Annotated in this window: 36 protein-coding genes; 11 read left to right on the forward strand and 25 right to left on the reverse strand. The window is 65.4% G+C overall.

Annotated elements, in window-relative coordinates; translation table 11 throughout:
- Positions 1-14: 14 nt before the first annotated feature.
- From BKK79_RS35785 to BKK79_RS35835, 11 genes are all read right to left on the reverse strand, one after another.
- Entirely contained in the window at positions 15-536 is a 522-nt protein-coding gene (locus BKK79_RS35785; protein ID WP_232346404.1) for a hypothetical protein, read from the reverse strand.
- An 8-nt stretch (positions 537-544) separates the two neighbouring features.
- A complete protein-coding gene (locus BKK79_RS35790) occupies positions 545-928 on the reverse strand; it encodes a DUF4054 domain-containing protein (RefSeq protein WP_071040226.1) in 384 nt (127 codons plus the stop codon).
- 39 nt (positions 929-967) lie between these two features.
- Complete coding sequence (locus BKK79_RS35795) at positions 968-1429, reverse strand: STY1053 family phage-associated protein (RefSeq protein ID WP_071040227.1); 462 nt, start codon at positions 1427-1429, stop codon at positions 968-970.
- Position 1430: 1 nt separating this feature from the next.
- Positions 1431-2519 carry a DUF2184 domain-containing protein gene (locus BKK79_RS35800; RefSeq protein WP_071040228.1) on the reverse strand — a complete coding sequence of 363 codons (1089 nt, stop codon included), beginning with the start codon at positions 2517-2519 and terminating at the stop codon, positions 1431-1433.
- Positions 2520-2587: 68 nt separating this feature from the next.
- Positions 2588-3094, reverse strand: a complete 507-nt coding sequence (locus BKK79_RS35805; protein WP_071040229.1) for a structural cement protein Gp24 — start codon at positions 3092-3094, stop codon at positions 2588-2590.
- A gap of 9 nt (positions 3095-3103) precedes the next feature.
- Positions 3104-4486 (reverse strand): DUF2213 domain-containing protein, encoded by a 1383-nt coding sequence (locus BKK79_RS35810; RefSeq protein WP_232346405.1) that lies wholly within the window; start codon positions 4484-4486, stop codon positions 3104-3106.
- 223 nt (positions 4487-4709) lie between these two features.
- Positions 4710-5219, reverse strand: coding sequence for a hypothetical protein (locus tag BKK79_RS35815; protein ID WP_232346406.1), 510 nt, complete (start codon positions 5217-5219; stop codon positions 4710-4712).
- Positions 5220-5235: 16 nt separating this feature from the next.
- Positions 5236-5973, reverse strand: coding sequence for a phage head morphogenesis protein (locus BKK79_RS35820; RefSeq protein ID WP_071040232.1), 738 nt, complete (start codon positions 5971-5973; stop codon positions 5236-5238).
- The gene (locus BKK79_RS35825) at positions 5970-7415 is read right to left on the reverse strand and encodes a DUF1073 domain-containing protein (protein ID WP_071040233.1); all 1446 of its coding nucleotides are present in this window, start codon (positions 7413-7415) and stop codon (positions 5970-5972) included. The genes BKK79_RS35820 and BKK79_RS35825 overlap by 4 nt, the downstream gene beginning before the upstream one ends.
- Positions 7416-7436: 21 nt before the next feature.
- The gene (gene terL, locus BKK79_RS35830; protein ID WP_071040234.1) at positions 7437-8987 is read right to left on the reverse strand and encodes a phage terminase large subunit; all 1551 of its coding nucleotides are present in this window, start codon (positions 8985-8987) and stop codon (positions 7437-7439) included.
- Positions 8938-9348 (reverse strand): hypothetical protein, encoded by a 411-nt coding sequence (locus BKK79_RS35835; RefSeq protein WP_071040235.1) that lies wholly within the window; start codon positions 9346-9348, stop codon positions 8938-8940. The genes terL and BKK79_RS35835 overlap by 50 nt, the downstream gene beginning before the upstream one ends.
- A gap of 213 nt (positions 9349-9561) precedes the next feature.
- Here BKK79_RS35835 and BKK79_RS35840 point away from each other — a divergent pair, with 213 nt between their 5' ends.
- Positions 9562-9924 carry a hypothetical protein gene (locus BKK79_RS35840; RefSeq protein ID WP_071040236.1) on the forward strand — a complete coding sequence of 121 codons (363 nt, stop codon included), beginning with the start codon at positions 9562-9564 and terminating at the stop codon, positions 9922-9924.
- A gap of 28 nt (positions 9925-9952) precedes the next feature.
- Here BKK79_RS35840 and BKK79_RS35845 read toward each other — a convergent pair whose 3' ends face one another.
- The 5 genes from BKK79_RS35845 to BKK79_RS35865 form a co-directional block, all read right to left on the reverse strand.
- On the reverse strand, positions 9953-11332 hold the full coding sequence (locus tag BKK79_RS35845; RefSeq protein WP_071040237.1) for a ParB/Srx family N-terminal domain-containing protein: 1380 nt from the start codon (positions 11330-11332) through the stop codon (positions 9953-9955).
- 266 nt (positions 11333-11598) lie between these two features.
- Positions 11599-12294 carry a hypothetical protein gene (locus BKK79_RS35850; RefSeq protein ID WP_157128609.1) on the reverse strand — a complete coding sequence of 232 codons (696 nt, stop codon included), beginning with the start codon at positions 12292-12294 and terminating at the stop codon, positions 11599-11601.
- A gap of 36 nt (positions 12295-12330) precedes the next feature.
- Positions 12331-12801 carry a RusA family crossover junction endodeoxyribonuclease gene (locus tag BKK79_RS35855; RefSeq protein WP_071040239.1) on the reverse strand — a complete coding sequence of 157 codons (471 nt, stop codon included), beginning with the start codon at positions 12799-12801 and terminating at the stop codon, positions 12331-12333.
- Entirely contained in the window at positions 12798-14123 is a 1326-nt protein-coding gene (locus BKK79_RS35860; protein ID WP_071040240.1) for a DUF1376 domain-containing protein, read from the reverse strand. Before BKK79_RS35860 ends, BKK79_RS35855 begins: the two co-directional genes overlap by 4 nt.
- Positions 14120-15085, reverse strand: a complete 966-nt coding sequence (locus BKK79_RS35865) for a DNA-methyltransferase (RefSeq protein WP_071040241.1) — start codon at positions 15083-15085, stop codon at positions 14120-14122. Before BKK79_RS35865 ends, BKK79_RS35860 begins: the two co-directional genes overlap by 4 nt.
- A gap of 31 nt (positions 15086-15116) precedes the next feature.
- On the opposite strand from BKK79_RS35865, the gene BKK79_RS35870 reads away from it, so the two are divergent.
- Positions 15117-15344 (forward strand): hypothetical protein, encoded by a 228-nt coding sequence (locus BKK79_RS35870; RefSeq protein WP_157128610.1) that lies wholly within the window; start codon positions 15117-15119, stop codon positions 15342-15344.
- A 22-nt stretch (positions 15345-15366) separates the two neighbouring features.
- Here the strand turns inward: BKK79_RS35870 and BKK79_RS35875 are convergent, their stop codons facing one another.
- The 6 genes from BKK79_RS35875 to BKK79_RS35895 form a co-directional block, all read right to left on the reverse strand.
- Positions 15367-15828 carry a DUF2591 family protein gene (locus tag BKK79_RS35875; RefSeq protein WP_071040243.1) on the reverse strand — a complete coding sequence of 154 codons (462 nt, stop codon included), beginning with the start codon at positions 15826-15828 and terminating at the stop codon, positions 15367-15369.
- The gene (locus tag BKK79_RS35880; protein ID WP_232346407.1) at positions 15825-16136 is read right to left on the reverse strand and encodes a hypothetical protein; all 312 of its coding nucleotides are present in this window, start codon (positions 16134-16136) and stop codon (positions 15825-15827) included. Before BKK79_RS35880 ends, BKK79_RS35875 begins: the two co-directional genes overlap by 4 nt.
- On the reverse strand, positions 16133-16402 hold the full coding sequence (locus BKK79_RS35885) for a hypothetical protein (RefSeq protein ID WP_071040244.1): 270 nt from the start codon (positions 16400-16402) through the stop codon (positions 16133-16135). Before BKK79_RS35885 ends, BKK79_RS35880 begins: the two co-directional genes overlap by 4 nt.
- Positions 16399-16527 carry a hypothetical protein gene (locus tag BKK79_RS42015; RefSeq protein WP_257787588.1) on the reverse strand — a complete coding sequence of 43 codons (129 nt, stop codon included), beginning with the start codon at positions 16525-16527 and terminating at the stop codon, positions 16399-16401. The genes BKK79_RS35885 and BKK79_RS42015 overlap by 4 nt, the downstream gene beginning before the upstream one ends.
- Before the next feature lie 159 nt (positions 16528-16686).
- Positions 16687-17001 carry a DUF4406 domain-containing protein gene (locus BKK79_RS35890; protein WP_084085600.1) on the reverse strand — a complete coding sequence of 105 codons (315 nt, stop codon included), beginning with the start codon at positions 16999-17001 and terminating at the stop codon, positions 16687-16689.
- The gene (locus BKK79_RS35895; RefSeq protein ID WP_157128612.1) at positions 17001-17312 is read right to left on the reverse strand and encodes a hypothetical protein; all 312 of its coding nucleotides are present in this window, start codon (positions 17310-17312) and stop codon (positions 17001-17003) included. Before BKK79_RS35895 ends, BKK79_RS35890 begins: the two co-directional genes overlap by 1 nt.
- A gap of 319 nt (positions 17313-17631) precedes the next feature.
- Here BKK79_RS35895 and BKK79_RS35900 point away from each other — a divergent pair, with 319 nt between their 5' ends.
- Entirely contained in the window at positions 17632-18114 is a 483-nt protein-coding gene (locus tag BKK79_RS35900; RefSeq protein ID WP_071040247.1) for a hypothetical protein, read from the forward strand.
- A 337-nt stretch (positions 18115-18451) separates the two neighbouring features.
- Here the strand turns inward: BKK79_RS35900 and BKK79_RS35905 are convergent, their stop codons facing one another.
- Positions 18452-18688 (reverse strand): hypothetical protein, encoded by a 237-nt coding sequence (locus BKK79_RS35905; RefSeq protein ID WP_071040248.1) that lies wholly within the window; start codon positions 18686-18688, stop codon positions 18452-18454.
- Positions 18688-18948 carry a hypothetical protein gene (locus BKK79_RS35910; RefSeq protein WP_071040249.1) on the reverse strand — a complete coding sequence of 87 codons (261 nt, stop codon included), beginning with the start codon at positions 18946-18948 and terminating at the stop codon, positions 18688-18690. Before BKK79_RS35910 ends, BKK79_RS35905 begins: the two co-directional genes overlap by 1 nt.
- Before the next feature lie 70 nt (positions 18949-19018).
- On the opposite strand from BKK79_RS35910, the gene BKK79_RS35915 reads away from it, so the two are divergent.
- From BKK79_RS35915 to BKK79_RS35930, 4 genes are all read left to right on the forward strand, one after another.
- The gene (locus BKK79_RS35915) at positions 19019-19687 is read left to right on the forward strand and encodes a S24 family peptidase (protein WP_071040250.1); all 669 of its coding nucleotides are present in this window, start codon (positions 19019-19021) and stop codon (positions 19685-19687) included.
- An 80-nt stretch (positions 19688-19767) separates the two neighbouring features.
- Positions 19768-20268: a hypothetical protein gene (locus tag BKK79_RS35920; RefSeq protein WP_071040251.1), complete on the forward strand. Its 501-nt coding sequence runs from the start codon at positions 19768-19770 to the stop codon at positions 20266-20268.
- Between the two features lie 215 nt (positions 20269-20483).
- Positions 20484-21221, forward strand: coding sequence for a hypothetical protein (locus tag BKK79_RS35925; RefSeq protein WP_071040252.1), 738 nt, complete (start codon positions 20484-20486; stop codon positions 21219-21221).
- The gene (locus tag BKK79_RS35930; protein WP_084084957.1) at positions 21222-21734 is read left to right on the forward strand and encodes a type II toxin-antitoxin system VapC family toxin; all 513 of its coding nucleotides are present in this window, start codon (positions 21222-21224) and stop codon (positions 21732-21734) included.
- A 41-nt stretch (positions 21735-21775) separates the two neighbouring features.
- On the opposite strand, the gene BKK79_RS35935 is transcribed toward BKK79_RS35930, so the two are convergent.
- The gene (locus BKK79_RS35935; RefSeq protein ID WP_071038584.1) at positions 21776-21991 is read right to left on the reverse strand and encodes a hypothetical protein; all 216 of its coding nucleotides are present in this window, start codon (positions 21989-21991) and stop codon (positions 21776-21778) included.
- Between the two features lie 202 nt (positions 21992-22193).
- Here BKK79_RS35935 and BKK79_RS35940 point away from each other — a divergent pair, with 202 nt between their 5' ends.
- Genes BKK79_RS35940 through BKK79_RS40850 form a run of 4 tightly spaced genes read left to right on the forward strand, consistent with a single transcriptional unit; the run spans position 22194 to position 23325 of the window.
- Positions 22194-22541, forward strand: coding sequence for a hypothetical protein (locus BKK79_RS35940; RefSeq protein ID WP_071038585.1), 348 nt, complete (start codon positions 22194-22196; stop codon positions 22539-22541).
- A 3-nt stretch (positions 22542-22544) separates the two neighbouring features.
- A complete protein-coding gene (locus tag BKK79_RS35945) occupies positions 22545-22880 on the forward strand; it encodes a hypothetical protein (protein ID WP_071038586.1) in 336 nt (111 codons plus the stop codon).
- Positions 22877-23170, forward strand: coding sequence for a hypothetical protein (locus tag BKK79_RS35950; RefSeq protein WP_071038587.1), 294 nt, complete (start codon positions 22877-22879; stop codon positions 23168-23170). The genes BKK79_RS35945 and BKK79_RS35950 overlap by 4 nt, the downstream gene beginning before the upstream one ends.
- Positions 23167-23325 (forward strand): hypothetical protein, encoded by a 159-nt coding sequence (locus BKK79_RS40850; protein WP_157128486.1) that lies wholly within the window; start codon positions 23167-23169, stop codon positions 23323-23325. Before BKK79_RS35950 ends, BKK79_RS40850 begins: the two co-directional genes overlap by 4 nt.
- The last annotated feature ends 85 nt before the right edge of the window (positions 23326-23410 follow it).

Consider the following 23410-nt stretch of genomic DNA (forward strand, 5'->3'; position numbering starts at 1 on the left):
TCAGTGGTGACGGGTTACTTCTGGCGGACCACGTACGTGATGGCCTGCCTGTACTGACCGCTGTCGATCAGCGGCTTCGCGTTCGCGTTGTCCGGGGTGTTGCCGGCGGCGCGGCTGGCCAGTTCCTTCGCAGCGCCCTTCCGGCCACGCCGCGCGCGTGCACGCAGCGTCGACTCGGCCAGCGGCAAGAACGGCCCATCGGTGATTTTGGCGCGCACGCCCCGCTGTCCGACCATACCGGCGGCGTTCAGCGCGGCGTTGACACCGCTCGGCGAGCCGGTCAGCGCGGCGGTCGCGGCCTTGCGCAGCCGGCGAGCGACATCGTCCTGGACGTCCTGGATGCCGGGCACCAGGTGCGGGCGCGCCTGGATGTTGTTCGCCGGCGAACCGGTTTCCATCAGGTAGCCGATCGCCGCGTTGCTGATGGGCTGGTCGTCGTCCCGCTCGGCATTCGCCTGCGGCACGCCGACGAGCACCTCCTTGGTGGCCAACTGGCTGATCGCCTTGATGACCGCGCCGAGCTTGTCGACGGTCATCTTGACGGTCATAGCTGCAGCCCCCCGGCGCCCATCATGCGTGCGAAGTTGAGGAACCGGATGCCATACGACGTCATATTCCAGAACCCGGCGTCCGACAGCGCCACGGCGCCCGTGTCGTAGGAGACCGACACCTTGTCGACCGACTTGGACGACGTCGGCCCCTTGACCTCGCCGGGCGTGCCGCCCACGTCGGCCGTGGCGCCGTCCCGCTGCGCCAGCACCAGGTGGTGGGCCGTGACGAGCGCCAACCCCAGATTGGTGAGTTCCATCCAGCGGACGGGATTCACCAGCGACGTCGCCACGGTCAGCCACATCTGGATGAGCGTGTTCGGGTACTTCGTCGTGTCGGAGAACTCCGGGAAGTCGGCGCGGAACTGTTCAGGTGTCATGGCAGGAATGGCGATGCCCCTCTCGGGGCATCATACCCCTCATTTCGACTGCTTCGACGCCTTCGGCGCTTCCGCCGTGGCCTTCTCGGCTGCCTGCTCGCGCTCGGCGATCGCCTTCTCACGGTTCAGCAGCGTGACGTCGCGCTCGTCGGCCGCGTCTTCCCGGTCGGCGACGGCACGCTCGCGCGCGGCGAGCGCCGCATCGCGGGCGGCCAGGTCGGCCGTGCGCTGGTCGAGTTCCTGCTCGCGGCTGGCCAGAGCCTGGGCGGCAGCGTCGAGCGCCGCGCGGTGCTCGGCCAGGCCGTCGGCCTCGGTGGGGCCCGCGGGGGCGCCCTCGGCCGACGCCGGCGCCCCGGCTACCGGCTTCTCGCCGGTATGCGCCTTGACGTACCAGTGATCCGCGAGGGCCTGGTCGACTTCCTGCTCACCGACGACGAAATGCACCTTGGCGCCGTCGTCGTGGGTGAGCGTGAACGGGGTCTTGATGTAGATCTTCGGCATGTCAGATCCCGTCGCGGTAGGCCGCCGTCACGCCATAGCGCCACTCGATCTGGCCGAGGCGGCTCCAGTAGGTCGTGATCTGGAACAGCGAGCGGTACTCGAGCGGCGTGCGCTGCAGGTCCGTCATCGGGTACTGCACGTACTTCTTGTCGTTGTTGTACGCGACCATGCGGTCGACCGTGCCCAGCTGGCCCTGGGTGCCGCCGACGCCGGCGCCGATCAGCCACTTCAGCTCGAGGATCTCCAGCGGCACGCCTTGCTGCGTGCAGATGTTGTTCTCGAGGATGTAGGTCAGAATCGACTTCTGGGCGGCGGTGTTGACCGGCTGCGACGCGACATAGCCGAGCTGGGCCGGCGGCAGCATCAGGCGGTTCGGCTTCACCTTCCAGCCGGAGGCCTGCCAGGCAGAGGTCAGCAGCTCGTTGACGTCCTTCAGGATCTCGCTCGGCGTCTTGGTCGTCCACTGCGGCGTGCCGCCGATGCCGTTGCCGACGTTGGAGACGCTGCCGACTGCCGAATTGGAGTTGACCAGGCCGGTGAAGCCAAGCTGCGAGTCGCCGTAGTAGACGATCTGGTCGATGTCCATGTTCCGCTTCAGGTTCATGGCCTCGACCTTCTGCGCGTCGATCGGCATCCCGAGCCGCTGCGATTTCACCAGTTCGTGCACCGTGTACTTGACCTCGGCACCCCACAGGCGCAGCGGCTGCGGCGTCTTGCCGATGTCGACCGATGGGCCGGCGAGCGCGTTGCCCTCGTTCGAGATCCAGTTGAGGCCGTTCGGGTTGATGCCACCGCTCATGCCGAAGGCCGAGTTGGTGAACGACGCGATCTCGTCGGCCGCCGACACGTCGGGGCGGATGTAGACGTCGCGCGACCAGGTGTACTCGACCAGGGGCTCGTTCAGCGTCGGGTCCAGGCGTTCGAGCTGGCCGACGAGGAACACGCCGGTCGAGTCGATGGTGGCCTGGTCGTAGGTCATCATGCCGTCGTGCGTGCGCGCACGGATCAGGCGGCGAGTCGCATCGGCGATCTCGCTGCGGCTGCCTGCCGCGGCGACGCGCTGCAGGTGCTTCAGTTCGGACATATCCATGTGTTGGCTCCGGAAAAACAGAACCCCGCCTCGGCGGGGCTGGTTGATGCGCCGTCCGGCGCCAAGGATCAGATGTTGATCGCGATCTCGGTGATGCTGTAGGCGTCGGCCGGCCCCGTGAAGTACCAGCTGGCCGGCATCGCGACGGTGTTGGCGCCGTCGGCCGCCGCCTCGAAGCCGCCGATCGGCTTGCCGGCGCTGGCATTGGCCACGCGCACGTAGACGGTGCCGCCCTTCGCCGCGGCAGTCGCACCGTTCAGTTGCACGTTGACGTAGCCGCGCTTGAGGATGTCGGTCAGACCGGCCACGGGCGGCGTCGAGGTGCCCAGCGGGTCGCTGCCGTTGGTCTGGATCGGGTAGGCGCGCAGGTTGACGCCGTACACCGCGGCGGCGGTGTCCGAGCCGCTGTTGATCGGCTGCACCTTGCCGCTCACCAGCTTCACGGCGACGCCGAAGGCAGTGGGCGGGGCGGACGAGTCGATCTGCTGCGTTTCGACAGTCGCCACTTCGGCGCGCTGCAGGTCACCGGCGAAGCCCGCCGGCATGCGATAGGTATAGGCTTGCAACGAGGGCATGTCGGCTCCTTACTTCCGGGTTTTCCAGAATTCCGCGTGGATCTGGTTGATGTCCTTCTTCTCCGCCGGCTGCTGGCCATGGCCATCGCCGGTGCGGGACTGGAGGGCGATCTTGTTGCGCTGCTTGACGAGCTCGGACGCCGCGTTGAACACCACCTTGGCGGCGTCGCAGGTCAGCTTAGAGACGTCGGCGCCGCCGGTCACGGATTGGACCAGGTCGGCGTTCTCGTTCGCCAGCGAGGCGCGCAGCGCGCGGCGGCGCAGCACGCAGATCGAGTCGGCGGTCTTCTTGCGGTCCGACTTCGAGTCGTAGGTCGGTAGCCGGACGCCCGGGGCCAGGATCTCGGCGCGCGAGAGCGCGTCCTGGAACTCGTCGCGCAGGCCGGCGCTGTCGGCGGTCGGCTTGGCCCCTTTGCCACCTTCGCCGGCGCCATCGTCTTCCCCGTCGCCATCACCGTCGCCATCCTCGCCATCACCGTCTCCGTCTCCGGTGGCCGTGCCGCCGGCTTCGAGCTTCGCGACGCGGTCGCCGATGGCCTTGACCGCCTCGCCCAGTTCGGCGATCGCGCCCAGCACCTTGTCCATGGGCTCAGCGCCGCCGCCGGCACCGGCACCACCGCCAGCGCCCTCCCCGCCGTCTTTGACGGTGGCGCCTTCCGCGCCGGCGGCACCAGGCATGTGAATGTGGATGTGCTGCTCGCCGGACTCGTCTTCGTCGCCCGTCATCTCGTTGGCGGCGGCCTCGAAGGCCTCCGAGTCGCGAGTCATGAAGGCCTTGCGCAGCTTGTCGAGCAGGCTCGACGGCGCCGGCTTCTTCTTGGTTGCCATATCGCTTTCTCCAGTCAGGTTGGCTTTGCTATCCCCAATCGAACAACTGGGGCCACAGCGGGCGTTCTTCACAAGCGCGACGTGGTTTCCCATCACCGTCACCTGCCGCGCCCGCCCAGGCGCGATTTGCTCGTAATCGGAGTCGTAGCCGCAGCTCACCTCGAGCAGCTGGCCGGTGCGCACTTCATTAATGGCGCCCTTGTCGGTGATCAGCAGGTCGGCCAGCAGGAAGTCGCTCAGCGCGCCGGCGCCGCGCCGGATGTTGTGGGCAGTTCCCTTGGCCACCGCAGACCAGTTGTCCGGTGTCACGCCATCCGACGGGTGGTTGATCGTGACGGGCTTCCCGGCGAAGCTGGCGATCGTCTCCGGGCTGAACACGACGTCGGCCGTGCGCTCGACCACGATCACGCCGTCCTTGCCCACCAGGCCCGGCAGCTCGAACTCGGCGTAGTCCTGCGTGCCGATGCGCGCGATCGGCACCTCTTCGCACAGCAGGAAGCCTTCAGGCGTGAACGACTGCTTGGGGCCCAGCTGCTGGGACGTGAAGAAGCCCGAGGCGCTCACGGCGTCCTGGGTGGCGGTCTTCGGCCGGCAGCGGCCGCATTGGCATGGAGCGGTCATGGTCAGACGCAAAAAAGCCCGCGCTGGGCGGGCTGGTAAGTGCTTGATTCGACACAGATAAACGCGGCGCGAGATCGGCGCTATAATCGCCGCTGAGACCGACGGAGGTTCAAACCATCCCGCCCTGGCAGCGTGCGAGGTACCTTACTTAAACGCCGGTCTCTTTTCATTTCACGAGCCCGTGGTCGTAGTAGCGACGGCCATCCGAGTACTTCTTCACGGTCAAGATCGCCCTGTGGGCCTGGCCGTCGATCATGACCGGCGCCTCGTAGGTCTCCACCGCCAGGATGTTCACGTCCCCGCGCTTGTCCGGGGCCGACGCCACCAACTTCGCTTCCTCGAGCAAAGCCGGAATCGCCGGGACCGTGCGCACCAGCACGTCCGATGCGCCAGAGACCGTGTGCTTCACGCCGGCTTTGGTCACCAGGATCTTGTTGCCCGTCGCGCGGTTGCTGAACGACTTCCCGATGAACTGCTCGGCGTGTGCCAGCGCCTTCTGCCGCAGCTCCTTCATGCTGGTGTAGTCGCCAAGTTCGTCGCCGCGGACCGTGACCGCATGCTCGCCGCTCGCAGCCTGCGCGCCGCCGGCGCCGCCAGCACCGAACTGGCCGTTCTTGGCGCGCGGGTGCTTCTCTTCCTCCCACTGTGCATCACGCACGTGGATGTGGATATGCAAATTCCGTCGCATCAATTCAGTCCGGCAGTACCGGGTCGGCGTAGCACCGGCAATTCGGCAGGCAGCCGGCGTGGCCGGTCATGCCGTCTAGCTCTGGCGGCTCATCCCAGGGGACGAACTCGCTGTTCATCTCCCGATGGGACTTCCGCACGTCACCGTCGCCAGCCGTGCGCCAGATGTATCCCTTCGACCCGACGTGCGTGGCGCGGGCCTGCGTCAGCGTGGTCGCGGTGCGCGTGACCTCTGTCCGCGCGATCAGCAGCGCCCGGCTCGCGGAGACCTCTTCCGAGCGCATGATCTCGGCCGCGATCGCGCTGGCCCGGCTGCTGTTCTCGATGCCTTCCAGCGTGAGCCGGTGCACCCGCACCGCAGCCTCGCGGGGGATGCTCTGGATCAGGTCGACCTGCTCGGCCAGCAACTGGCGCATGACCTCGCCCGTAGGCGCGTTCCGGATCTCGTCCCGCAGCGACCGGCCCATGTCGCGGGCCAGCACCTTCCAGTTCTGCTCATCCCGCAGCGCGACGTCCATCAGCATGTTGCTGGCGGTCATCGTCGCCCACTGCTGCAGCATGTCGGCGTAGGCGTTCAGCAGGCGCTCGATCGTCGGCACCTGGCTGAGGTCGCCGGGCGTGAACGGCTGGATGATCGTGCCCACCTGCGCCGCGACCTTCTTCAGCGCCGAGCCGTAGCGCTTCTCTGCGCCGCGCGTGTTGACCGGGTTGCCTTTGCGCTTGCGGTCGAGGGTGAAGATCATCGCTTCGTGAAGAATCGGCGAAGGAACGAGTCCTTGGTGTTCGCCAGTGCACCCACGTCGGGCAACGCCAGCTCTGGCCCGGGCGGCGGCACGTCCCGCTCCTGCTGCTCGGCCTCGGCGATCTGCTCGTCGGTGATGCTGCCGAACATGCCGGTGTTCGGCGCGGATGCCTTCAGCTCCTTCATGCCGCCGCTGCGGCTGAGCAGGTTCGCGTCGACCGCCGTGGCGACGGAATTCGTCGTCTTCTCGCCGATCTCGGACTTCTCCTTCTCCGACATCTCCTGCAGGCTGCGGAACTCGAAGGCAAAGTCTTCCGGCAGCGGCCGGCCGAGCGACGACATCGACATCACCGCCAGCAGCCGGTGCATCGGGTTGCGCAGCGAGCGTTCCTGCCGCCCGTGCACCTTCTCGTGGTACTGCTTCATCTCGCCTTCGCCCGTGGCGTTCAGGCCCTGTGGGGCCTGGCCGAACAGGCGCGTGAGCGGAATGCCGGTGGCGCCGCTGAGCTGCTGCGCGAACTGGATCAGCACGTCCGACAGGCCGCTGAAGGTGTACTGATGCGTCTCGAACTTGTCCTTCGCATCGAGGACGGTCATGCCCTCGTTCGTCTGCGCCAGCCGCGTGAACTCGATCTGCGCCTTCAGGCCGGACAGCGCCGGGCCGCCCATGGCGACAATCTCGCGCAGGTTCTCGATGCTGATGACGCGCAGGTGAGCTTTGTAGACCAGCTGGCCGACGCCGACCGTCGCGCTGTCGAACGCGATCAGCCGATCCCACATCGGCTCGAGCACCGACAGGCCCCACCCGTTCTCGCTGATGCGCTGGAAGTGCGGCAGCTCCTTGCCATCCATCCGCAGCACGCGGGAATGGTGGATGCGCCCCCGCGGCAGCCCGGCCGACTCGGCGATGACGTCGTAGTACTCGGGCTTGCCGAGATCCGGCCCGAGTTCCTTCACGACCTCGCCGACGGGCGGCGCGATCATCCAGCGGTCGAGCACGGCGAGCCCCTTGAACTGGCCCTTCGTGAGCCCTTCGGCGCGCAGGGGCTTCGCCATATCCTGGCCCTCGATCAGCATGACCGCGATCGAGCCGCCGTAGAGCTGGGCCCACTTCCCGTTGTCGCACAGCGATTCCCAGATCGCCAGGCGCGTCATGTCGCGCTCGATCTTGTTGATGTCGGCCGGGTCCAGGCCGGACATCTCGATGCCCTTGCGGGTCATGTCCTCGGGGATCGCATCCACCGCGGCGCCGACGATCCAGGAACCGCGATACGCGGCTTCCAGCCAGATCCGGTTTCGGCTCTGGTAGGTCAGCGTGTACTGAGACGCGGACGACTGGTTCTCGGCGCCCCAGCCCAGCCGGGCCTGGAAGTTCGCGAACGAATCGTTCGTGCGCTGCGCGGCCGGCTGCTGGCGGGAGGTGGGCCGGTTCTTTCGCGCCATGGGGGAAACGTCCTGTCGTTGCTACCCGGCCAGCTTCTCCCAGACCGAAAGGCCCCGGGCAGCGCCGAGCATGTCGTTGATCGCGTCGACCATCGGATCGATCTGGTCGTCGTGCATGTGCGTGTCGTCCGCGGTGAACGCATCGCACTCAGTCGTGAAATCGCTGGCCCACGGCGCCTCTTCTGGAATGCAGACGAAGCCGGAATCGATCCAGCTCACCACGTCCATGACGCGCGTGAGCTTGTCGGTCGAGCGCGGGATGCCCTCGATCGGGAATCGCCCCTCGTCCTGGATATCCTGGATCAGGCCGGTACCGCTCGCCTTGTCCTCGACGTACATCTGCCGCAGCGCACCCAGGTTCGCGTCACTGCCGGCGGCCAGGTGCTTGTTCCAGAAGTCGATCGCCTGCTGCTTGAGCTGCGGCGCCGTCCACTTCCCGCGGATCAGGTCCAGCAGGTAAAGGCGGTTGTCGTAGCCGAGCCCCCAGCATTCGAAGACGCTGTAGTCGTTGCGCTCGGCCGTCTTCTGCGCCGTGTCGCCGTAGATGTGGCGATGGCGCAGCTGCGGCAGCACGCGGTAGCGCTGGAACTTGCCGCTCTGGATGATCCCGCCGCCCAGCGGGCTCGGGCGCTGCATGTACTGGCCGCTGAAGACGTAGCGGTCAGCCTTCTCGCTGGCCAGCAGGTCGTCGAGCGGCTCCTTGTACGGCCAGTAGCTAAACCGGCCCGCGTCGTCCGTCTCACCGCGCTCGACCAGCGCGCGCACGCGCTCGGGCAGCCGATCGACATACTCATCGGTGATCAGCGCCGGGATCTCGATGAACTCCCAGTCGCCCGGCACCTTGCCGGCCTTGATAAAGCCCGTCGGGTCTTCCTCGGCCAGCCGCTGCATGATCACGATGATCGGCGTGTCCGGGTTGGCCTTCCGGCTCTTCACCGTCGACAGCAGCTTGCGGTTCGCCTTGTCGCGATTCGTCTTGCTGTAGGCGTCCTCGACCTTCAGCGGGTCGTCGATGATGATGGCGCCCTGCCACCCCTCCGCCATGTGGCCCGCGCGGAAGCCCGTGATCTGGCCGCCGAGCGAGACCGCGTACACGCCGCCCGCTTTCTTGCCCTCGGAAACGACGTTCCAGCGCTTCTTCGACTTGGCGTCTGCCGCGATGGTCAGCGGCCAGAGAGCCTGGTACTCGTCCGACTGGACGATCTCGCGCGCCGTCTCGCTGTTCAGCAGCGCCAGGTCGTCCGAGTACGAGATGTGCAGGAACCGCGCGCGCGGGTTCACTGCCAGGCCCCTGGCGATCAGGTTGATCGCCACCAGCTCCGTCTTCGACGAGCCCGGCGGCACGTTGATGACGACGTTCTTCAGCTCGCCGTCGATCACGCGCTGGACCGTGTCCGCAATCAGGACGTGGTGCCAGTTGACCCGGAACTTGATGCCTTGCCGGTGCTTGAAGAAGTACCGGCTGAAAAACAGGTGATCGCGCTCGCACTTCGCCTTCAGGACGGCGCGCTCGACCGCAGGGTCAATAGTCGTCCTCGAGCTTGGCGACGGCGGCTGCGACCTGTTTTTCATCGACGACGGTGGTGCGTTGTTCGACCGGTCCGCCGTCCTTGCCGGTCAGCTCGACGCCCTGGGGCGGCTCCTTCCAGCCGAGGCGTACCTTGGCCAGGAAGATTGCTGCGGACGCCGCACCTGGTCCCTTACCGGTCGCATGCCGGAACACGGTCTGAGCAACCAGAGCCTTCGAGGCGGCGTTGCCCGCATCCAGTTCCGCGCGCAGGTGCTTGCGGAGTGATTTCTCGTCGATCGGCTTGCCGGTCGACGGATTGATGACGTGCACAGCGATCGCTTCATGCGGCACCCCATAGCTGGCCATGGCCTTGACCAGCCTGCGGTCTTCCGCCGTCGGCTCGAAGGGCTTACGTCCTGCCATGTCGATTTTTCCTTACCCGACTTCTGGCGGGTGCATGACTTCCCACCTCCTGCCGAAGAATCCGGTATTCACTGCGAGGAGACCATGGCAATACGACCACGACCGCTCAGACGTCCGAGTAACACCTCCCTGCGCAAGCTGCCGTCAAAGTGGCTCGATGCGTCCAGAGGCAATAAGGCTGAAGACGCAGCCACTTCGCTGGAGGCATCCTGCGTGTTGCTCGACCAATACTGGACCTGGCAGCTTGATTGCCTCAAACACGCGGCATACGTCAACGGCCTGGGACTCGCTGCCTTTGGCGCGCTAATTGCCCTGGATCGTCTCAAGTGGGACTTCTGGTTTCGATTCACGTGCGTTCTATTCGCCGTGGGCCTTGCCGTGACGCTTTTGGGACTCGTGAGAGGTCTTGCAAGGCTTCGCCATGAAATTGGCCGATTTCCGCAGGATGTCGAGACTCAGGGTGAACTCATATTGGGGATCGCCAAGCGAGGCTTGCACCCTTCGCTCGCCTTCCCGATCCTGACATCCTTCGCCCTCTTTTGTGCGGGATGGATAATCATCATTTTCTCCCTGTAGCTGACAGTCGCGCAGCGCGCGCCAGTGGCTACTCCTCCGCCTCCGGGAACAGTTCGTCCGGAATCTCCACATCGCCACAGGCGACCACCGCCCGCTTCCAGTCGCCCTTCACGAATACCAGCACGTGCTGGTGGGCGGTGCCCAGCTTCCGGCTGGCGCTGAACTGCCTGCCGGCCCGGATGGGCAGGCTGCCCAGGGCGGTCAGCAGCACCGCGTGGTTGTACAGCGCCATGCCCGCATCGAGGAAGGCCTCGATCGTGTCCGCCACGAAGTTCCTGTAGGGCCCGGTGCCGCGCTTCTCGCGCACGTCGCCGACCACGAAGCAGGCGAAGCGGTCGGGCTTCAACTGCCCCACCGCGCCGGCGATCACCTCGCGGTAGGCGGTCAGGAAGGCCGGATAGTCCATCGTGGACAGGTCGGCCGGGTCGTCCGAGTAGCGCTCCAGGTCCGCATAGGGCGGGCAAGAGAACACGAAGTCGGCCTCCAGGTCGGCCAGGCGCCGGCCGATCTGCCGGCTGTCGCCCACGTGCCAGGCCGGCGCCGGGTCTTCCACACGCACCAGGTGCAGCTGGCCGCGGTTCGCTTCTACCTGCTCGGCGCGCAGCTCCATGCCGACGTACTGCCGGCCCAGCCGCGAGGCCACCAGACCGCGCACGCTGCCGCCGGCAAACGGATCCAGCACGATCCCGCCCGGCGGGCAGAACCAGCTGTAGGCCAGTTCGCACAGCACCGGGTCGAAGATGCTGGTCCGGTGCTGCGCCGGCGCGCCGCTGTCCGCCTTCTGGTGCTCGGAGGCCTTGGCGTAGGCCGGCGCGTCGCGGCCCAGCTCGGACTGGATACCCAGCGCCAGCCAGACGCCCTTGCGTTCCTGCCAGGCCGCGTCGCGCGCGTTGAGCGTGCTGAACGGCGGCACCATGAACCGGTCGGCCAGGCTCTTGCCGGCGCCACCGGGCCCGGGCTCACCGGGGTCCAGCAGCTCAGCCAGCTCACCCGCGTCGAAGCCGATCAGGCTCAGGTCGAAGTCCGCATCGCGCAGGTCCGCCAACTCGGCGGCCAGCAGCTCAACGTCCCAGCCAGCGTTCTCCGCCAGCTTGTTGTCGGCCAGGATGTAGGCCCGGCGCTCGTCGGCGTCCAGGTGCGACAGGTCGACCGTGGGCACCTCGCCCGGCACCGGGCAGTGGCGGATGGACTCGCCAGCGGCCCACAGCTGCGTGGCAGCTTCCAGCCGACCGTGCCCGGCCAGCAGTTGGTCGCCGGCGGTCAGGGCCGCATTGGTCCAGCCCCAGCGCCGCAGGGAAGCCTTGAGCTGCTCGATCTGGGCCGCGCTGTGCGTCCGCGCATTCCGCTCATACCGGACCAGGTCGGCCGCCGCGCGGTACACGATGGCGAGCTGGTCGGGCTTTTTCATAGGCGGGAAAAATGCGGGACGCGGAAGAAAGAAGCCCGGCGGTTGGCCGGGCAATCCACTGCGGGGAGCGGTGGAGGAGACAGACGGGAACGAGGGGAGCTAGCCGTCGCAGTTCGGCCACCAGGATTGCACCCAGACGCCGTACAGCAGGTACCAGTAGGTCGGCAGGAACATGGCGAGCCCCAATGCAAAAAGCCCGCACAAGGCGGGCTTCGGGTGTAGTTCGGCTGAGTCTGGCAAAAATGTAGGTGCTGTGTCCCGCTCTGTCAAGCAGAAATCGCCTCCTCGGCCGCGTCCAGCCTGGCATTGCGGGAAACCGCACGCCGACTGGGCGAGCGCGGCGCCGGCGCGGCCGGAAGCGTACCCAGATCTTCCGCCATCTCGACCAGGCCATCGGCCAGAAACACGGCCTGCAGCCGCTGCATCGCCAGCAGCTCTAGCGCAGCGAAATGCGACGCCATCCAGCGCGCGGCGGTGTCCACGGCGCGCTTGCTCAGCCCATGCTTCTCGGCGATGTCCCGCAGCGACAGCCCTTCCTTGCGGACCTTTGGCGCGTAGTGCCGCGCGATCAGCAGGTACACCGGCGCGAAAGCGCTGATGCCGCAGCTGCGCCGGCAGAAGCGCACCAGGGCCTGAATGCCCTCCCCCTTCTGCTCGCCGTAGGCGAAGCGCGCCAGGATGACGCCGCGCTCGGCCGTCGGCAGCCGGCTGTCCACCGCGGAAGTCACGAGGCAGCACTGCCCCCGGATCTCCAGCATCGTGAGCCCTTCGAAGTTGACACGGCCGGACGGCGTGCCGCGCAGTTGGTCGAGCCACTCGCCCTGGCGCGCGGTGAGCTTCGGTGTGGCCTCCATGGCCCGAATCAGCGCCGCCCGGAAGGCGCTCTTCTCGATCGCGGGCTCGGAAAGAATCAGGTACGAGGCGTGCAATGCCTGCCCAGTCGTCTTGAACACTGCGTCCACTGGTTTTTCCCCCGTCAAGTCTCGTTCCTCGTTCGTCTACGCCGCTTGCAGCGGCAGTTGTTCCACGCTCACGCGCACCCCGGGCGAGGCGCTGTAGCGCTTGCTGATGCGGTACTCGACCGCCTGGGCATCGTCGACCCACACGATGCCGTTCATGCCGTCCTTGACCGCTTTCAGAACATTGTCGGCATCGGGCTTTTTCGTCGCCGCGATCTGGCCGGCAATGGCCTGCTGCTGGCGCTTCTTGGACCAGCTGGCCGGGATCTGCAGCTCGATGTCGAGCCAGAGCTCGACCGGGCCCTCGATGGGCGGGCGACCGGCCATGGCCTGGGTGGCAGCCAGCTTGACCAGGTTCTCGTAGCGCGCCGTCGGCTCGGGGGTGTAGGTCCGCACGAAACCGCCTTGGCGCGAGAACTTGGGCCGACCCTTGGCGACCGGCTGCCCGGGCACGGCGAACACGACGCGGCGCAGTGCGCGGCCGTCGGCGAAGAGCGATTGCGTCGTCATGCTGCGGCCACCTGTCCCGGCGCCACGCCGTACATGAGCACGTGCACGCGCTCGAACTCGTTCGGGTTCATGCGCTCGGCCTTGCTGACCTCGCGCTCGATTAGCCGCTGGTCGCCCGAGGCCTGGATCACCCGCAGACGGAACCAGAGCCACGGCTCGTCGGCGCCCTGCCTCAGCCCGTGCTCGCCGGCCTTGGCCAGCACGCCATCGGTCGTGGCGTCCCAGTCCGCGCCTGGTGGCCCACCGCGGTCGCCGGCCAGCGCCTCGTCGACGAACGGCTCGAGGAAGCCCGGGTTCACCGCAGAGCTGTCCCTGTCGGCATCCCTTCGCGCACGCGCGAGGGCATGAGCCCGGAGCAACACCGGCATGGCGATGCGGCGCTCGGCAATCCGGAGCAACGCCTCGCGTGCGCGCGGGGTCAGGGCGACGGTCTTGCCCCGCTCGGCCTCCAGGCGCAACAGGGCCTCCCCGATCTCATCGGCGGAGAGCGGCGGCGGCGATTCCGAGTTGTCCACAGGGCCTACCACGTTCGAACTACCTACGCCGCCGCTTTTCTTTTTTACTTCTCCCTTACCTGTCCCTTCCCTTACCTGTCCCTTAAGACGATTTTCCAGCGGAATTTCGCCAGCTTTCCGCTGGAAGTCCTCTGCGTTTCCGGCGGAAACGTCGTCCGTTCCGGCGGAATTTCCGGAAAGTGCGTCTTGCGATGCATCACCTTCGACGGGGGCCCCGAGTTCGCCGCCGTCGTCCGCAATCCGTCCAGAATCGTTCCGGGGGCCGTCCGCCGGAACGCTGCCCTCTTTCCGCTGGAACGCAGGTTCATTTCCGGCGGAAAGCAGCTGGCTTTCCATCGGACGTCCGGTGCTTTTCCAGATGTCGAACGGCGGACAGACGACGGAAGGCTGCCCGGATTCCTCGCGCCGCTTGTTCATTTTCCGGAGACGGTCGACCAGTTTGTCGTAGGCATGCTGCAGCTTCGAGTCCCACGACTCGCGCGCCTTCTCGCACACAACGGCGTGATAGAGCCGGCCATCCGAGCATTCGATCCAGCCGCGCAGAGCGCCTTCCTTGACCTTCAGCCACTCGCCGACGGCGCGGCCATAGCCGGCGAGGGACGCGAGGGATCGGTCGTCGTTCGGCAGCGAGCCGGCGGGCACCTGGTGCCACGAGGCACACCAGAGCATCACGGCGCTGCGGAATTCTTCGCCGGAGACCATGACCGCGATGTCGCTGTCGCGCAGGCGCACGACGTCGAGCGGCATGAACTGGAAGTCGCGGAGGTCGCAGTCGGGGGGTGTCAGTGGTGGTTGGTCGGAGTTCACGTTGCAGTCTCCAACACCAGCCCCGGCTGGCGCGTGCGCTCAGCCTGCAGGGCGATGTATTCGGGGTTAAGCTCGGCGCCGAGCCAGCGCCGGCCGAGGCGCTGCGCGACACTGGCCACTGTGCCCGAGCCCAAGAACGGGTCGAACACGATGTCACCAGGGCGGCTGCCGGCCAGGATGCAGGGCTCGACCAAGGCCTCGGGGAAGGTGGCGAAGTGGGCACCGTCGAAAGCCTGCGTCGGGATCGTCCAGACGCTACGGCGGTTGCGGGTCGTCACCAGCTCCGCGACGGCTGCCGAGAAAGACGCGTTTTGCTTCGCGCGAGGCTTGGCCACCTTGTCATATCCGCGGCCGAAGCCGACGCCGGTGCCCGGGTAGCGCCCCTTCAGCTCGCGGTGGCCGCCGGCCGCCGTGTCCCAGCCGCTCGGTACGGCTTTGGGGTTCACGCCGTTGCCACGCGCGTGGGCACCTCCGCTCACCGGTTCCTGCATGGCCTCGAAGTCGTAGAAGTACTTCTCGCTCTTCGTCAGCAGGAACAAGTACTCATGCGCCTTCGTGCAGCGATCGCGCACGCTCTCCGGCATCGGGTTCGGCTTGTGCCAGACGATGTCCTGGCGCAGCCACCAGCCGGCGTCCTGCAGGGCGAAGGCGAGGCGCCAGGGCTGGCCGGTGACGTCCTTCGACTTCACGCGCGAATCCCGACACGGCACATAACCATCGCCCATGTTCAGCCACAGCGTGCCGCCGTCCGCGAGCAGCTCGCGCGCCAGGTCGAACACTTCGACCATGTTGACCAGAAACTCGCGCAGCGTCGGTTCCAGGCCGAGCTGGCCGCCGACGCCATAGTCGCGCAGGCCCCAGTACGGCGGGCTGGTCACGATGCACTGCACGCGCACGCCGGCGGCGATCAGATCGCGCATGACATCGCGGCAGTCGCCTTGGTAGCAGTGGTCGAGTGTCATGCTAGGATGCCTCCACAACAGGGAGGCCAGCATGGCTAATATCACTCTCACCACTTACCGGGGTATCCAGGTCATTCTCGAGCAGAAGCCTGGTGAGGATTTCTGTACGGGATGGATCAGGTATCGAGACTCGCGCAACGGTCACCCCGTGAGCAAGCCGATCCAGAACGACAATGGCAGCTCCCACTTCATGTCGGCGGACGATGTCGTGGCCGCGGGGAGGACGCTGATCAACACGCTCTTTCCCGCGCCGGAATGAAGGCCGTTCGCGGCCGGTAGACTCAGACATCCCCGGCCGCCCTCTGGGCCGTGCTGCCCTCGAACTCTCGCCCCAGCTTCAGCGCCACAAGGCAACGACAGATGGCGACGCTGGGTTCCGTCTCGTGACGGCCGAATGCCCTCTTTCCGTCGACGCCGGCGTGCCAGCTGCAGGCGCCCCAACTGCCGGCCTCGCCCCACCCATTGAGTGGGCCGCCGTTGCGGTGAACGGGCGACTTGGGCGATGTCACGCTCAGCCGCTCGGCGAGCACGAGGCGGCCTGTGAATCCCACATCGGTCGAGGGGTGGAACAAATCCGCTGGCGCGAAGGCAAGCCTGTCGTCCGGGCCAGCCCAAATGTCACAATCTTCCCAGGGGCCGCCTTCCCGGCCTGGCCGGCGATGCCATCCCATGGCAATGGCGACCCAGTGGTCTAGCTCCTTCCCGGATAGCGTATGCGCCTTGATCATGCTGTTCTCGCTCATGGCTTCACCAATTCGCGTCCGATCTTCCGCAGGTATGCGGATGGCAGACTGCCCCAATCGAATTCGTCTTTGAAATCGCCGCAGTGGTGTTCGCGCGGCGTCATGATGTGGCCGGGGTCCGGGGTGAGGCTTGCAGCCTGGATGCCGAGCATTGCGAACCTGACGACCCCGGATACCGGCGCAGACTTGCGGCACTCCCCGACTAAGCTGTTGGCCCATCGCCACCAGTCACAGCCAGCACAGCAGGGACCGTTCTCGACATAGAACCGGTCGAGCAGTTCTTCCTTGGGGTCGGGGATGGTGCTCACGCCACCACCTCCGCGCCCTCTTCCGCCTCGACCGGAAGCCCCGCGATCGGTCGCAGCCAAGCGTCCGGGGTATCCGCGAATTCCGACTGGAATGTGTAGCCGCCGCGCTCGGTCACGACCTGGAGCGGCGAGAACGCGCGCACCACCCACATGTGGCCCAGCAGCCAGTGATCGCCGGCATCGCGGACGACCTCGACCACGCGGCCGAGGTTTTGCGGGCACATGGCGTGGATGATGTAGGCCAGGTCTCCAGGCTTGCAGTTCATTCCAGCCCCCTTTCCTGCCGGCGCGCGGCGTAGCAGGCCACAAACAGCACCATCGCCGCCGCGCCCGAGGCGCCGGACAGCAGCACAATCGCCAGGATCTGCCAGGCGTCCAGGGTGAAGGTCATGACGGCCTCGCAATCCGCACGAAGCGGTTCCATGGGCAGTCCGCCGCTATATGGCCGCGCCGGCCGCAGTTGCAGCACACGTTCATCGTCCGATCCCCATCGAGATTGCGACCATCAGGATCAGCACCACCAGCACCCAGCCGTGATACAGGTCGTCCATCACATCGCCTCCATTTCAGCTCGCGCCACTTCGGCGAAGATCATCTTGAAGCCCAGCCCCTCGGCGATCCTGGCCTCGAGCCGCGCGCCGCGCGAGCCTTCCCAGCCGGGCAGCAAGTAGATGGCTTCGCACGTCACCAGCTCGCGGATGTCCTTGCGCATGCACTCAAGCCATCCGGCCGCCGGGTCGGCGTTGATCTCGGCGGGGTTCACGACGTCATAGCCCTCTCCGCGCAACGCGCCGGCGGCCGCGTGGAAGGCCGGGAAGTTCAGGTCGGGCATGCCCGTCATCGGGCCGGCAATGTAGATCCGCATCACGCCCCCTCCATCCCTTTCATGCCGATCTCGGCCAGCGTGCGCAGCGCTTCGAACTGCGCGCGCGTGATGGTCACCATGTCCTGGGCCGGCTGCCCGAGCCCGTCGTACTCGCCGGCAAGCTTGGAAAGATCGATGTCGTTCGCGGCCAGCATCTCGCAGACCTTGGTGAGTTGAAGTCCATGCCCGCTGTTGTTGTGCCAGCGACAGAAGTTCGTCTTGTCCATGCCGATCGCAGCGGCAACAGCGGCTTGTGTCCTCTGGGAGATGCGGCCCCTTAGCACAATCTCGTTCCGTTCCGCAACGTTCATCGCGTTGCTCCCAAGTGCATTGCGGTTTCCATACGATTCATCCCAACGAGACAGCAGAGCCGGCGCGCCACGACGCCCGGCCAGGAAAAGGAAGACATGGGAAATGGATGCCACCGGCTGCCGGCGCGCGCGAGCGCCGGGTGGTCACAAAGCGATACCTGCTGCGTGCGCGGCATGGTTCATTCCCCGGTCGGACCCTTGCGGGCCCGTTATCAAATGCCAGTGGGGAAACCCCACGCGGCGGTTATGTGGCGCATCCCCTCAGCCGTGGAAGAATTGAGCTCTCTCACCTTCTCAACTGCCCACAACAGGGGGATGCATGGACTTCTCACTTCTCAGCGGTGCCGCGACAGCAATCACCATCGCGAAGGACGTCGGCCGGGCCGCCATTGGGATCCGGGACGCCAACCAGCTCGCGGCGGTCATCAGTCAGATGAACGAACAGCTGCTCAAGGCCCAAGATGCTCTCTTCTCGCACAACGCCCAGCTTCTCGCCCTCCAACAGGATCACTTCGAGGCCTGCCAGAAGCTGCGAGAACTGGAGAAAACCTTGCTCGATCGCCGTCGCTATGCGCTTTTCGAGATCACTCAAGGCTCCTTCGTCTACCGGGCGGACGCTCAGCCAGTACCGGGCGAGGCCGGAGAACCATCGGTCACGGAGCCCGTGCACTATGTCTGCCAGCGGTGTTTCGATGGGCCTCAAAAGTCGAAGGTCGTCTTGCGATACCAGCCCACAAGCGCATACGTCGCAGTTCCCTATTGGATCTGCCCGGCATGCGATGCGAAGATTTATGTCCGCTGAGACCGACTTATCCGCGCGCCGGAGCCCCTGAATCGGATCAAGCAATTCGGCCTCCTTCTTCGCTGATTGCGGCCCGCCCAGCGGGCGAGCTTGGGATTCGGCCCGGCTCGACGCCGGCTTTCCGCCGATCAGCTGCCTCCCAGAACGCCGCGATTGCACTGGCCTCGACCTTGACCTTGATCGGCTTCGCGCTGATCAGAATCCCGGCTGAGCACCCGCGAGGCTCATACAGCCGGCTTCCGTCAGCCCTGCTCACTGGTGCTGGGCGGCGCGCCGCGACGAACTTCCTTCGGCCGGCGCCCAGCGTCCAATTGGGGGATATATTGCTGTTCATGCCTCACCCCTTCGGCCACGGAAGCCAGTCGATCACCCACACCGCCGCCCAGAAGGTGAGGATCACGACGAACGCACCGAGCTGGCCGGCGATGAGCCTCGAGACGAGCGGGAAGCGACGCCGAAACGCTCGGATTCGGTCAGGCAATCCGGTCCCCTTCTCCGCCGATTGCGACTCGCCCAGCTGGCGAGCTCGGACCTTGGCCCACCAGATGGTCGCGGTGACAGCGCCCTTCTTCATCACGCGGCCTCGCTGTGGGCTTCGTGGGCGGTGGCGCGGGGCTTGCCCGGCTTTCGCGCGACCTTTGGCGGCTCGCGTTCTGCCAGCTCGAGCCGCGCCCAATCGACGGCCCTCGGAAACCGGGCGCGCAGGAACATCACCCACGGGCGCGGAATGTGGTTGCTCGTCTGCCACTGCGAAATCCGGCCCTTACTGAGACCGGTCTCGGCGGTGACAGCCTGCGGCCCACCTAGGGCCTGGATGAGTTCGCGTGCGTTCATGCCACGAAGTATAGAACCCTAAACCACGCGCATCAAGCCCTCTAAACCAACATTCGTTTAGATTTCTAAAATGACCTTGAGCGAGCGAATACAGACGATCCTGGACGAAACCGGCGCCGAAGCAGTTGCGCTGGCGAAGGCGGCCGGCGTCACGAAGGGCGCGGTCAGCCAATGGCTGAGCGGGCAGATCAAGTCCATCAAGCTGGAGTACGCCGTCGGCATCCAGGAGGCCTACGGATACAACGCCGTCTGGATCGTCATGGACAAGGGGCCCAAGAAGGCCGCCATCCAGCACAACGATGACTGGAACCCCATTCCGATCCCAGCAAGCTCCATCAGGAAAATTCCGGTAGTGGCGATGGCACAACTCGGCGACAACGGGCACTTCTGCGACATGGAGTACCCGGTCGGCCACGGCGACGGGTACCTGCAATTCTTCAGCTCGGACCCGGATGCCTACGGCCTACGCTGCGTGGGCGACTCGATGGAGCCGCGGATCAAGGACGGTGAATTCGTCGTGGCTGCCCCCAACCACGCGGTCACGAACGGCGATGAGGTCTTGGTCAAGTCCAAGGACGGCCGCGTGATGATCAAGATCCTGGGCTTCGCGCGGGACGGCTACACCAGCTTCCTGTCGGTCAACCAGAAGCACGGCATCGTGAAGATTCCGAACGGCGACATCGAGAAGCTCGACTTCATCGAGGCCATCGTCAAGGCATCGGCCTGGGTGCCGGATTGAACCACCGATCGGAAGGGTAGTGATGGCCCGAGGTCGATCTATAGGCTTATGGGCTAAATGACACAGGGGAGATCAATAACATGCGCGATGAGAAGCTGGCCTCTATCGCCGTAGCTCTTGCCGCGGCCGCCGCGCTGGCGGCCTGCGGGAAAAGCAATGAGCAGAGCCAAGCCCCCAAGACGACCGCAGTGCAGCAGCCGGTAGTCGCCGAAGCGCCCCCGCCTCCCCCGCCACCGGCCAGACCAACCCACAATTACTCGATGGAAGAGGACGGCGAATACGGCTACGAGCCTGCTGTCAGCGAGGATGAGCGGCGCTCTGGGAGAACCGCAAACTCCCTCCTGATGGTTCGCTATCTCGGGGAGAAGGATGGAACGCATAGCGTTTCAATCACAGACGGCGCGGTAACCAACGTCTTCTCGTGCAAGGCTCCTTGCGAGTTCATCAAGGGCCAGGTCAAGCTGCGCGGCCAGGTCGTGAAGACAGAGACTATGCGCAATCCCGGGACCGCCGTCATTTCCGCAGTGATGGCCGACGCCATGAATGGTGAGCTCAAGCCGTACAAGCCTGCCAAGAATTGAGGTTGCCGGGGCCTATCGCCATCGCTGCAGGCAGCACGAGCATCTGGCGCGACCTGTTGATGGAGCGATGCCTAGCGGCACGAACTGAAATTGCGTGGCCAACGTGACGAACGTCAACCACGACGGCCAATACCTGCCAAAATGTCAGAATAGGACAACACAAGATGCATGAGACCGCACATCGGTCGGTGCAGACCGGCCCGGGAGAGGGCGCCATGGACACGCGAGAAAGACTCAGCTTCCGAATTGATAGCTTTACCCCAGAGACACTCCCGATGTCGCGCCTCGCGGAGTACCTCGCGCAGCTTGCGCAGCTCTATGGAAGTGAGGAGCGCGTGCACTTCGAAAAGCTCAAGAAGGGCAGCGCAATCGTTCAGGTGGCTATCGAGGAACCCGCCTTCCCCAAGGTCTACCAGCGCCTTCAGAGCGTGAAGACTGGCGATCCGGACCCTGATGCTCAGAAGGCCTTCAAGGCCATCGACCGGCTGCTTCGACAAGACAACGCCGTTGGCACGCTCTCGCGCCCGAATGCCGGCGGGAAGATCCTTGAATTCCCGGGCAGGAAACTCCCAGTAGCTGAGACGCATACCATTCAGCAACCGACGACGATCGATGGGACCGTCATTAAGATTGGTGGGCGTGACGAGACCATTCCTGTGCTGCTTCAGGATCAAGAGGGACGTACCTTCCGAGCCGAGATCCGCGGAAAGGCAAATGCGAAAGAACTCTCGCGTCACTACCTAGAATCCCCCCTGAGATTCCATGGCCAAGGGAAATGGATACGTTATGCGAACGGAGAATGGGAGCTCGATATGCTCTACATTCAATCGTACGAAGAAATCGATGATGTGCCGCTCGATGTAGTGCTCGCCGAGCTTAGAGCGATCAAAGGCAATGGCTGGGCATCGAAGAAGGACCCGATAGAAGAATGGAAAAAAATGCGAGGGGACTAAGTGATTATCTTCGATGCTAACATTCTAATTTCCGTATCTAGTCTTTCTGAAAACGACCCCGCGTACGAGAAGATCGCTGGGCTCATCCAAGATATTGTCAACGCTCGAACGGTCATAGGCGTACCATCGCCCGCCTGGGCAGAATTCCTCTGCGGTGCGGACGTGGCTACTAGCGACGTCGTCAACGCGCTCAAGAAGCGTGGATCTATCCGAATTCTCCCGTTCGATGAAGTTGCCGCCTTCGAAGCGTCGCTTATCTTCCGCGGTGCAATCGCCTCGGGCAAGAAAAAAGGCTCCTCCAAAGCGCCCTGGCAGGGCGTAAAGGTTGATCGACAGATTCTTGCTATTGCGCGCCAGCACAACGTGAAGACGATATACACGGACGACGAAGATATGGCCGGCGAAGCGGCAAGGCTAGGAATCGAGGCAATCGCCACTGCTGATCTTCCACTCAAGCCCAAGCAGACTGTGCTTGAGTTCGGCGATGAAGATTCACCTCAGGATGCGCCATAGTGCAGACTAATCGAGCCCGCCACCCGGCGGGTTTTTGTTGCCTACCGCCGCCGCTTCGCTGCCGCAATCACCCGCTCATTCAGCCCCACGCGGTAGAGCGTAGCCCCTACCTGCTCTAGCGCCGCCCTCTCCTTCCCCTCGATCGCGTCATCGGCCAGCAGCGCCGCCAGCAAAGCGATCGCGTCATCCACGTCCAGATCCTGGTCGTCGTCGAGCGCAAGCTCTTCGAACCTGCGGATCACGTCGTCTGGGTCCATGCTCGTCCCCCTTTTCCCTCGCATCAAAGCAGTCTAGGCCAGCTGCGCCCACAAGATGCTCTCCGCGCTGCCCCCCCAAAGCTACACCCAACGGTAGAGGGGTCTAAACAAAAATTGGTTTAGCTTTCTTTACTTTCTTAGATTAGCGATCTAAACTCTGTTCCACGCCGCTCACATCCGCAGCGGCTCGCTGGAGACAGAGATGCCCAATGCCGTTCCCACCGCCGCCGCGTACCAGCACGCCTATGAGGCGCGCCAGCGCGCCGCCGGCCAGCCTGCGCCGGCTTTCCTCGCACCGGCCACCGCGCCGCGCCTTCCGCGCGCCGACGAGCAATCGGCCGTGGTCCTGACCGCCGGCGAGTGGTGGTCGGTCATCGGCGAGTTCACCACCCCCGGGCCCGGCCAGGCCCCCGCCTTCATCGCGGCCAGCATCCGCATGGTCAACGCCGACGGCAGCCAGGGCCCCGAGCTGGTCGACTTCTTCACGGCCATGTCGGTTGCCGAATTCGAGCGGCTGGCGATCGAGTTCCTGACGGAAGGGAGGGCTTGAGCCATGGCTAATGCCAAGTTCGGCCCCTGGGAGGCCTGCAGCAACCTGATCCGCGAGAAGCGCACGGCAGACAGCGGCGCCGGTTTTCTGGTCGCGGAAGTGCCCGCGAACACCGAAGGCGCCAGCGCGAAAGCCAAGCTGATGGCCGCCGCGCCGGAGTTGCTTGAGGCACTGGCCGATAGCGCAAATTCCCGCCTCCGTTACGACCCAGAGTTTTCGCGCGGCTACTACGCATCTAAGAACGGTCAGCCTCGCAATCTTCAGGCTGAAGGCAAGGATTGGCATGAGGGCTACGACGCCTTCTCGGCCATCGCCAAAGCCACCGGAGAGCGAGCATGAACGCCGCTATCCGCAAGGTCATCCACGCCGACGGCACCGAAGTGACGCTGGACGGCCCGCGCACGATCGAGCAGATCCGCCTGCGCATCGGCGCTGACGCGCTGGACGTGGTGCGCTTGCGCGACCGCGCGCACGTGATGATCGTCGACGACTTCGGCCACCCGAAGGGCCTGCCCGTCAACGAGAAGGCCACGCAGTTGTACTGGGAGATCTGCCGCCCGGGCACCACGCACCAGATCCGCGGCACGGTCGTCATCGTCCCGGATTCCGACTTCGGGAGTGACCTGTGACCCCTCGCCACGACCCCGCGAAGATCGCGCGCAATAACCGCCGGCTGAACATGGTCACCGTCGCGGTGATCGTGGTGGTCGCCCTCGCCTACTTCTTCGCCACGAACGCGCCGGCCGCGCCGGTCCGTCCCGCCAAGCACGTGAGGACCGTATGAATCCCGACATCACCTGGGAGGCCTGGGTGCAGCTGCAGCGCGCCGCCGGCTTCCACGTTACCGGCCGCTGGCTTGCCAGCGGTGA

This window comes from Cupriavidus sp. USMAA2-4, from assembly GCF_001854305.1.
GTDB classification, from domain to species: Bacteria; Pseudomonadota; Gammaproteobacteria; order Burkholderiales; family Burkholderiaceae; genus Cupriavidus; species Cupriavidus malaysiensis.

Coding starts and splice junctions, on each gene's coding strand:
- BKK79_RS35785 (WP_232346404.1), bottom strand. CDS start 536: ATGACCGTCGACAAGCTCGGCGCGGTCATCAAGGCGATCAGCCAGTTG.
- BKK79_RS35790 (WP_071040226.1), bottom strand. CDS start 928: ATGACACCTGAACAGTTCCGCGCCGACTTCCCGGAGTTCTCCGACACG.
- BKK79_RS35795 (WP_071040227.1), bottom strand. CDS start 1,429: ATGCCGAAGATCTACATCAAGACCCCGTTCACGCTCACCCACGACGAC.
- BKK79_RS35800 (WP_071040228.1), bottom strand. CDS start 2,519: ATGGATATGTCCGAACTGAAGCACCTGCAGCGCGTCGCCGCGGCAGGC.
- BKK79_RS35805 (WP_071040229.1), bottom strand. CDS start 3,094: ATGCCCTCGTTGCAAGCCTATACCTATCGCATGCCGGCGGGCTTCGCC.
- BKK79_RS35820 (WP_071040232.1), bottom strand. CDS start 5,973: ATGATCTTCACCCTCGACCGCAAGCGCAAAGGCAACCCGGTCAACACG.
- BKK79_RS35825 (WP_071040233.1), bottom strand. CDS start 7,415: ATGGCGCGAAAGAACCGGCCCACCTCCCGCCAGCAGCCGGCCGCGCAG.
- terL (WP_071040234.1), bottom strand. CDS start 8,987: ATGAAAAACAGGTCGCAGCCGCCGTCGCCAAGCTCGAGGACGACTATT.
- BKK79_RS35835 (WP_071040235.1), bottom strand. CDS start 9,348: ATGGCAGGACGTAAGCCCTTCGAGCCGACGGCGGAAGACCGCAGGCTG.
- BKK79_RS35845 (WP_071040237.1), bottom strand. CDS start 11,332: ATGAAAAAGCCCGACCAGCTCGCCATCGTGTACCGCGCGGCGGCCGAC.
- BKK79_RS35855 (WP_071040239.1), bottom strand. CDS start 12,801: ATGACGACGCAATCGCTCTTCGCCGACGGCCGCGCACTGCGCCGCGTC.
- BKK79_RS35865 (WP_071040241.1), bottom strand. CDS start 15,085: ATGACACTCGACCACTGCTACCAAGGCGACTGCCGCGATGTCATGCGC.
- BKK79_RS35870 (WP_157128610.1), top strand. CDS start 15,117: ATGGCTAATATCACTCTCACCACTTACCGGGGTATCCAGGTCATTCTC.
- BKK79_RS35875 (WP_071040243.1), bottom strand. CDS start 15,828: ATGAGCGAGAACAGCATGATCAAGGCGCATACGCTATCCGGGAAGGAG.
- BKK79_RS35885 (WP_071040244.1), bottom strand. CDS start 16,402: ATGAACTGCAAGCCTGGAGACCTGGCCTACATCATCCACGCCATGTGC.
- BKK79_RS42015 (WP_257787588.1), bottom strand. CDS start 16,527: ATGACCTTCACCCTGGACGCCTGGCAGATCCTGGCGATTGTGCTGCTG.
- BKK79_RS35890 (WP_084085600.1), bottom strand. CDS start 17,001: ATGCGGATCTACATTGCCGGCCCGATGACGGGCATGCCCGACCTGAAC.
- BKK79_RS35895 (WP_157128612.1), bottom strand. CDS start 17,312: ATGAACGTTGCGGAACGGAACGAGATTGTGCTAAGGGGCCGCATCTCC.
- BKK79_RS35900 (WP_071040247.1), top strand. CDS start 17,632: ATGGACTTCTCACTTCTCAGCGGTGCCGCGACAGCAATCACCATCGCG.
- BKK79_RS35905 (WP_071040248.1), bottom strand. CDS start 18,688: ATGAAGAAGGGCGCTGTCACCGCGACCATCTGGTGGGCCAAGGTCCGA.
- BKK79_RS35910 (WP_071040249.1), bottom strand. CDS start 18,948: ATGAACGCACGCGAACTCATCCAGGCCCTAGGTGGGCCGCAGGCTGTC.
- BKK79_RS35915 (WP_071040250.1), top strand. CDS start 19,019: ATGACCTTGAGCGAGCGAATACAGACGATCCTGGACGAAACCGGCGCC.
- BKK79_RS35920 (WP_071040251.1), top strand. CDS start 19,768: ATGCGCGATGAGAAGCTGGCCTCTATCGCCGTAGCTCTTGCCGCGGCC.
- BKK79_RS35925 (WP_071040252.1), top strand. CDS start 20,484: ATGGACACGCGAGAAAGACTCAGCTTCCGAATTGATAGCTTTACCCCA.
- BKK79_RS35935 (WP_071038584.1), bottom strand. CDS start 21,991: ATGGACCCAGACGACGTGATCCGCAGGTTCGAAGAGCTTGCGCTCGAC.
- BKK79_RS35940 (WP_071038585.1), top strand. CDS start 22,194: ATGCCCAATGCCGTTCCCACCGCCGCCGCGTACCAGCACGCCTATGAG.
- BKK79_RS35945 (WP_071038586.1), top strand. CDS start 22,545: ATGGCTAATGCCAAGTTCGGCCCCTGGGAGGCCTGCAGCAACCTGATC.
- BKK79_RS35950 (WP_071038587.1), top strand. CDS start 22,877: ATGAACGCCGCTATCCGCAAGGTCATCCACGCCGACGGCACCGAAGTG.